This window comes from Streptomyces sp. SID1328 (assembly GCF_009865595.1).
In the GTDB taxonomy this organism is placed as follows: domain Bacteria; phylum Actinomycetota; class Actinomycetes; order Streptomycetales; family Streptomycetaceae; genus Streptomyces; species Streptomyces griseoluteus.
Genome location: NZ_WWKH01000203.1, coordinates 1 through 6204, shown reverse-complemented (window position 1 = coordinate 6204; position 6204 = coordinate 1). Strand labels below are relative to the sequence as shown.

6 protein-coding genes and 2 pseudogenes are annotated in these 6204 nt (G+C 72.4%); 3 read left to right on the top strand and 5 right to left on the bottom strand.

Features of this window, described 5'->3' with window-relative positions; translation table 11 throughout:
- Positions 1-1838 (bottom strand): annotated as a pseudogene (locus tag GT030_RS06035) (DEAD/DEAH box helicase); the annotation flags it as partial.
- A gap of 170 nt (positions 1839-2008) precedes the next feature.
- Between GT030_RS06035 and GT030_RS06030 the strand changes: the two are divergent.
- Positions 2009-2761, top strand: a complete 753-nt coding sequence (locus GT030_RS06030) for a ferritin-like fold-containing protein (protein ID WP_161200185.1) — start codon at positions 2009-2011, stop codon at positions 2759-2761.
- Positions 2762-2778: 17 nt separating this feature from the next.
- Here GT030_RS06030 and GT030_RS06025 read toward each other — a convergent pair whose 3' ends face one another.
- The 4 genes from GT030_RS06025 to GT030_RS06010 form a co-directional block, all read right to left on the bottom strand.
- Positions 2779-3048 carry a hypothetical protein gene (locus tag GT030_RS06025; RefSeq protein WP_135789684.1) on the bottom strand — a complete coding sequence of 90 codons (270 nt, stop codon included), beginning with the start codon at positions 3046-3048 and terminating at the stop codon, positions 2779-2781.
- A 169-nt stretch (positions 3049-3217) separates the two neighbouring features.
- Positions 3218-3445, bottom strand: a complete 228-nt coding sequence (locus GT030_RS06020) for a DUF3107 domain-containing protein (protein ID WP_030807269.1) — start codon at positions 3443-3445, stop codon at positions 3218-3220.
- Between the two features lie 136 nt (positions 3446-3581).
- Positions 3582-4223 (bottom strand): TetR/AcrR family transcriptional regulator, encoded by a 642-nt coding sequence (locus GT030_RS06015; protein ID WP_030807272.1) that lies wholly within the window; start codon positions 4221-4223, stop codon positions 3582-3584.
- Positions 4224-4367: 144 nt separating this feature from the next.
- Positions 4368-4595, bottom strand: coding sequence for a hypothetical protein (locus GT030_RS06010; RefSeq protein WP_161200184.1), 228 nt, complete (start codon positions 4593-4595; stop codon positions 4368-4370).
- Positions 4596-4806: 211 nt separating this feature from the next.
- Here GT030_RS06010 and GT030_RS06005 point away from each other — a divergent pair, with 211 nt between their 5' ends.
- Both GT030_RS06005 and GT030_RS36185 read left to right on the top strand, forming a co-directional pair.
- Positions 4807-5787 (top strand): alpha/beta hydrolase, encoded by a 981-nt coding sequence (locus tag GT030_RS06005; RefSeq protein ID WP_161200183.1) that lies wholly within the window; start codon positions 4807-4809, stop codon positions 5785-5787.
- Positions 5788-5981: 194 nt separating this feature from the next.
- A pseudogene (locus GT030_RS36185) lies at positions 5982-6204 on the top strand (hypothetical protein); the annotation flags it as partial.

Below are 6204 nucleotides of genomic sequence, written 5' to 3'. Positions count from 1 at the left end.
GGGCGGGAGCCTCGGCCACGGCCTCCTGCGTCTGGACCGTCTCGACCGTCTCGACGACGGCGGCGGGGGCAGCCGCGGCCTCGCCCGACCCGCCGCGCGTACGACGGCGGCGGCGCGGGGTACGGGGAGCCTGCGGCTCCTCGACGGAGGTGGTCTCCGCCGGGGCGGCACCGGCCTCCACCGGGGCACCGCCGCGCATCCGGCGGCGACGGCGCGGAGTGCGCTCGGAACGGTCCGCACGCTCGCGCTCCGGCGCGGCCTCGGGACGCCCGCCACGGCCGGGACGCCCACCGCGCGCACCGCGGCCGCCGGTCTCGCCGAGGTCCTCCACCATCTCCGCCTCGAGCCCGGCGCGCGTGCGCTCCGAGCGCGGCAGGACACCCTTGGTGCCGGCCGGGATGCCGAGGTCGGAGAAGAGGTGCGGGGACGTCGAGTACGTCTCCACCGGGTCGTTGAAGTCCAGCTCCAGCGCCTTGTTGATGAGCTGCCAGCGCGGGATGTCGTCCCAGTCGACGAACGTGACGGCCGTGCCCTTGTTGCCGGCGCGGCCGGTGCGGCCGACGCGGTGCAGGTAGGTCTTCTCGTCCTCGGGGGACTGGTAGTTGATGACGTGGGTCACGCCGCCGACGTCGATGCCGCGCGCGGCCACGTCGGTGCAGACCAGCACGTCCACCTTGCCGTTGCGGAAGGCGCGCAGCGCCTGCTCGCGGGCGCCCTGGCCGAGGTCGCCGTGGACCGCGCCGGAGGCGAAGCCCCGGCGCTGGAGCTGCTCGGCGATGTCGGCGGCGGTGCGCTTGGTACGGCAGAAGATCATCGCCAGACCGCGGCCCTCGGCCTGCAGTATGCGGGCGATCATCTCCGGCTTGTCCATGGAGTGGCCGCGGTAGACGAACTGCTTGATGTTGGCGACCGTCACGCCCTCGTCGTCCGGCGCGGTGGCGCGGATGTGCGTGGGGCGGGACATGTAGCGGCGGGCGAGACCGATGACCGCGCCCGGCATGGTGGCCGAGAACAGCATGGTCTGACGCTTGGCCGGCAGCATGTTGACGATCTTCTCGACGTCGGGCAGGAAGCCCAGGTCGAGCATCTCGTCGGCCTCGTCCAGTACCAGGCACTTGACGTGGCTGAGGTCCAGCTTCTTCTGGCCCGCGAGGTCCAGCAGCCGGCCGGGGGTGCCGACGACGATGTCGACGCCCTTGTTCAGGGCCTCGACCTGCGGCTCGTAGGCACGGCCGCCGTAGATGGCGAGGACGCGCACGTTGCGCACCTTGCCAGCGGTCAGCAGGTCGTTGGTGACCTGGGTGCACAGCTCGCGGGTGGGGACGACGATGAGCGCCTGCGGGGCGCTGGTCAGCGCCTCCGGAGCGGCACGGCCGGCCTCGACGTCGGCGGGAACGACGACGCGCTCCAGCAGCGGCAGGCCGAAACCGAGGGTCTTGCCCGTGCCGGTCTTGGCCTGGCCGATGACGTCGCTGCCCGACAGGGCGACCGGAAGGGTCAGCTCCTGGATCGGGAAGGGGTTGATGATGCCGACGGCTTCCAGCGCCTCGGCGGTCTCGGAAAGAATGCCGAGGTCACGAAATGTCGTAGTCAGGGTTTTGCCTCTTCTTGTGTGTGCGGCGCGAGGCGAGCGCGGGGATCATGTCTGACCGTGCCGGGCACGTCGGCCGCCGTACGGGCGAACCAACTGGGGCAAGCCGTAAGACACGGGACCTCTGCCGACGCTCTAGCGCTCGAACCGCTAAGGATGTCCCTCCGCTCGCCGTACGCGCGGTGCCGTACGGCCCAGGAGGGCTGTCAGGTCGGAGCCGATCGGGCCACCGACCGGGCATCCTCATACGTGCGCCCCTGCCAGAAAGGCGTTGAGCGCACCGAACACCGTCGGCGCACTCAGCAGGCGCAATACCACCATACCCCGGATTGCCGCACACGCGATGGCCGAATTGGTCACGTAGTCGTGGTCACAGTGGTTGACCACGGGCTTCCGGGAGGGGGTGAGCGGGTTATTGTGCGCCTCATGACTAGCTCTGACAAGCCTGAGAACCCCGAGAACGCGGGCGTCCCCACCGGTGTCGCCGCCCAGGACTGGGCGACGGCCGCGGCGGACCCGCAGTACCGCGCGGCCGTCGTGGACCTGCTCGGCGCGCTCGCGTACGGCGAGCTGGCCGCGTTCGAGCGGCTCGCGGAGGACGCCAAGCTGGCGCCGACCCTCGCGGACAAGGCGGAGCTGGCCAAGATGGCCTCGGCGGAGTTCCACCACTTCGAGCGGCTGCGCAACCGGCTGACCGAGATCGGCGCCGAGCCCACCGCCGCGATGGACCCCTTCGTCGCCGCGCTGGAGAGCTTCCACAAGCAGACGGCGCCCTCGGACTGGCTGGAGGGCCTGGTCAAGGCGTACGTCGGCGACTCGATCGCCAGTGACTTCTACCGCGAGGTCGCGGCCCGCCTCGACACCGACACCCGGGAACTCGTCCTCGCCGTGCTGGACGACACCGGGCACGCGGAGTTCGCGGTGGAGAAGGTGCGCGCGGCCATCGACGCCGACCCGCGCGTGGGCGGGCGGCTCGCGCTGTGGGCGCGGCGGCTGATGGGCGAAGCGCTGTCGCAGTCGCAGCGGGTCGTCGCGGACCGGGACGCGCTCTCCACCATGCTGGTCGGCGGGGTCGCGGACGGCTTCGATCTCGCGGAGGTCGGCCGGATGTTCACCCGGATCACCGAGGCGCACACCAAGCGGATGGCCGCGCTGGGCCTCGCGGCCTGACCGTCCGTCAGGGGCGGCTACGCGGGCGCGGATCGCCGGCGGAGCCGCCCGGCCGGGCGCAACAGCAGCGACAGGGAAGCGGCGGACACGACGGCCGCGCCGAGCAGGGTGAGCAGGACCGGGGCCGGGCCCAGGGCGCTGTGCGTGACGAAGTCCCCGAAGAGCGCACCCGCCACCGCGGTGGCGAAGACCAGCGGGCGGGCGGGCAGCCGGTGCGGCAGGCGGTGCGCCGCCGCGAAGGCGAGGACGAGTCCGAGCGCGGCCGAACCGAGCACTTCGAGGATCATCGAGGGGTCCCTCCCACGTCTGCGTGCTCATGCGGTCACAGCCCGACATACCCGTGACCTGCGCGTTGCAATCCTCCCCTGGGCCCACCGGGTGCGCGAGCCGTCCGCGCCGGGGACAGCGAAAAGGGCCCGGTGGCGGGTGCCACCGGGCCCTTCACGGCTATCGCGCCTACAGCGTGCCGAAACCGACCTTGCGGGCGGTCGGCGCGCCGATCTCGACGTACGCCAGACGGTCCGCGGGGACCACGACCTTGCGGCCGCGCTCGTCCTCCAGGCTCAGCAGCGGCGACTTGCCGGCCAGGGCGTCGGCCACGACGCGCTCGACCTCCTCGGCGCTCTGACCGCTCTCCAGAACGATCTCGCGGGGCGCGTGCTGCACGCCGATCTTGACCTCCACGGCTATGTCCCTCCGACGGTCAGTGATGTGCGCGTTCTGCCGCGCCGTACCCAGCACACATTAGCCCGGTGAGGGGACGCGCATGCTTCTGGCGGGAACGCCATCAGCGAACACGCCCCACGGGCGCGTCGGCGGGTCAGTGGTGGTCGGTGCCGTGCAGCGGGAAACCGGCGATGCCGCGCCACGCCAGCGAGGCGAGCAACTGCACCGCCTGGTCGCGCGGCACGCTGCGGTCGCTGTGCAGCCAGGAACGCGCCACCACCTGGGCGAGGCCGCCGAGCCCGGAGGCCAGCAGCATCGACTCGGCGCGGGACAGGCCGGTGTCCTCCGCGATGACCTCGCAGATCGCCTCGGCGCACTCGGTGGTCACCTTGTCGACGCGCTCGCGCACGGCCGGCTCGTTCGTCAGGTCCGACTCGAAGACCAGGCGGAAGGCGCCGCCGTCGTGCTCGATGTACGCGAAATAGGCGTCCATGGTCGCCCGTACGCGCTGCTTGTTGTCGGTCGTCGAGGCGAGCGCGGCGCGCACGGCCTGGATCAGGGCCTCGCAGTGCTGGTCCAGCAGGGCCAGGTAGAGGTCGAGCTTGCCGGGGAAGTGCTGGTAGAGCACCGGCTTGCTGACTCCGGCGCGCTCGGCGATGTCGTCCATCGCGGCCGCGTGATAGCCCTGGGCGACGAAAACCTCCTGGGCAGCGCCCAGCAACTGGTTGCGCCGGGCTCGGCGCGGCAGACGGGTGCCGCGCGGGCGTGCTGCCTCTGTTTGCTCGATGGCTGTCACGCCGCCTCCCAATGTCGTCCTCATGCGGTGTCGGCCGCGCGGCCATCGTACTTTTCGGTAACCCCGGCGTGCGCGGTGCGAGCGCAGAATTTCACGTACCGGACGACGGCGAAAGCCGTGGCCCCGGCCCCGGTGCGCGTCCGGTCAGCGGTAGTCCTCCTCGTCGATCCTGACCACGCGGGCCTGCTCGATGAGATCTCCCTCGCTGCCCCGGGCCGGGTCCACCTCGGTCAGCGGCTCGTCCCGCTCCTCCGTGAGGGGGGCGCGCTGCTCGGCGGCGTCGGGCTCGGGGGCCTCGACATCGGCGATCTCGGACTCGGCGTCGTCGTCGGCGCTCTCGATCTCGTCCGGCTCGATGGGGTCGTGGGCCATGACGGCCTCCCTTTCTTCCAGCTTCCGTCCAGGAATCTCTCCCGGAACCTCTGGGTCGGGCGGGTACCCCGCGGCTGCGCTGTCATACGAGCCTAGGAGACCGCCCAGGGCCGCGCCACGCCGTCGGCGGTACCGGACGGGCGCCCGGGGTGTCCCTGCCTGTGAGGGCGAACACATGAGCTGCGGTGTGATCGTCTCGTAACATTGCCGCATGTCTTCGACCGAGTCACCTTCCGTGCCGGCCGCGAGCGTGCTCCCTCGGGTCGCACCCGTAAGGGTGGGCGAGGGCGAGCGGATGAGGTCGGTGCGGCTGCCGGGGGTCACCCTGACGGTGCGGTCCCGGCCGCCCGCGCGGGAGGGTCTCGAGCCCGCGCTGTTCGTGCACGGGCTCGGCGGTTCCTCGCAGAACTGGTCCCTGCTGATGGCCGCGTTGGACGGTGTCGTCGACTCCGAGGCCGTCGACCTGCCGGGCTTCGGCGACTCCCCGCCGCCGGACGACGGCGACTACTCCGTCACCGGGCACGCGCGCGCGGTCATCCGCCACCTGGACGCGGCCGGACGCGGGCCGGTCCACCTGCTGGGCAACTCGCTCGGCGGCGCGGTCTCCACGCGTGTGGCCGCCGTCCGTCCGGACCTGGTGCGCACCCTGACGCTGGTCTCGCCCGCCCTGCCGGAGCTGCGCATCCAGCGCAGCGCGGTCCCCACCGCCCTGCTGGGCGTGCCCGGTGTGGCCACGCTGTTCAACCGCTTCACCCGTGAGTGGACCGCCGAGCAGCGGGTGCGCGGGGTGACGGCCCTCTGTTACGGCGATCCCACGATCGTGACGCCGGAGGCGTTCGGGTACGCGGTGGAGGAGCTGGAACGGCGCCTGAGGCTGCCGTACTTCTGGGACGCGATGACCCGCTCCGCGCGCGGGATCGTGGACGCGTACACGCTGGGCGGGCAGCAGGGGCTGTGGCGGCAGGCCGAGCGGGTACTCGCGCCGACCCTGCTGGTCTACGGTGGCCGTGACCAACTCGTCGGCTTCCGTATGGCCGCCAAGGCCGCCCGCTCCTTCAGGGACTCCCGTCTGCTGTCCCTGCCGGACGCCGGGCACGTGGCGATGATGGAATACCCGGAGCTGGTGGCCAGGGCGTTCCGCGAACTTCTCGCGGAGAGCGCCGCATCGGGCGCCACGGACGCGGAGAACTGAGGGCAGGGGTGGGACGACACAGTCGCCGAGGGCCGGCTCCCAAGGGGGACGCCTCGGCCATAGAGGGCACCGATCCGGCGGCCGGGGGCACCGGGGAGGTCGTCGGGACGGGTGACTTCGCCGCGCGCCCGCGACCGCGCCCACGGGGCGGTGAGTCGTGGAGTGCCGGATCCCAGGGTGGCTTCGGCGCGGCCGTGGGCGGTGCAGGACGCCATGTCCCGTCGGACCGGCGCGAGGACGACCGGGCGCCGGGTGCCTTCGGGTCCGCGCGGGGTGGTCACCCCGAGCAGCGTGAAGAGGGCGGCGGCTGGGGTGAGTTCGAGAACCGGCGTGCCACCCCGGCTCCCTTCCCGAGGCAGCGGCGCGCGGAGCCGGCGGAGGCGGGCTCCGGCCCCCGTCGTGAGTACCTGGACGCCT

Bases quoted from the DNA above. Each gene is read 5' to 3' on its own strand.
- GT030_RS06005 (WP_161200183.1), top strand. From the start codon at position 4,807: ATGTCTTCGACCGAGTCACCTTCCGTGCCGGCCGCGAGCGTGCTCCCT.
- GT030_RS06025 (WP_135789684.1), bottom strand. From the start codon at position 3,048: ATGATCCTCGAAGTGCTCGGTTCGGCCGCGCTCGGACTCGTCCTCGCC.
- GT030_RS06010 (WP_161200184.1), bottom strand. From the start codon at position 4,595: ATGGCCCACGACCCCATCGAGCCGGACGAGATCGAGAGCGCCGACGAC.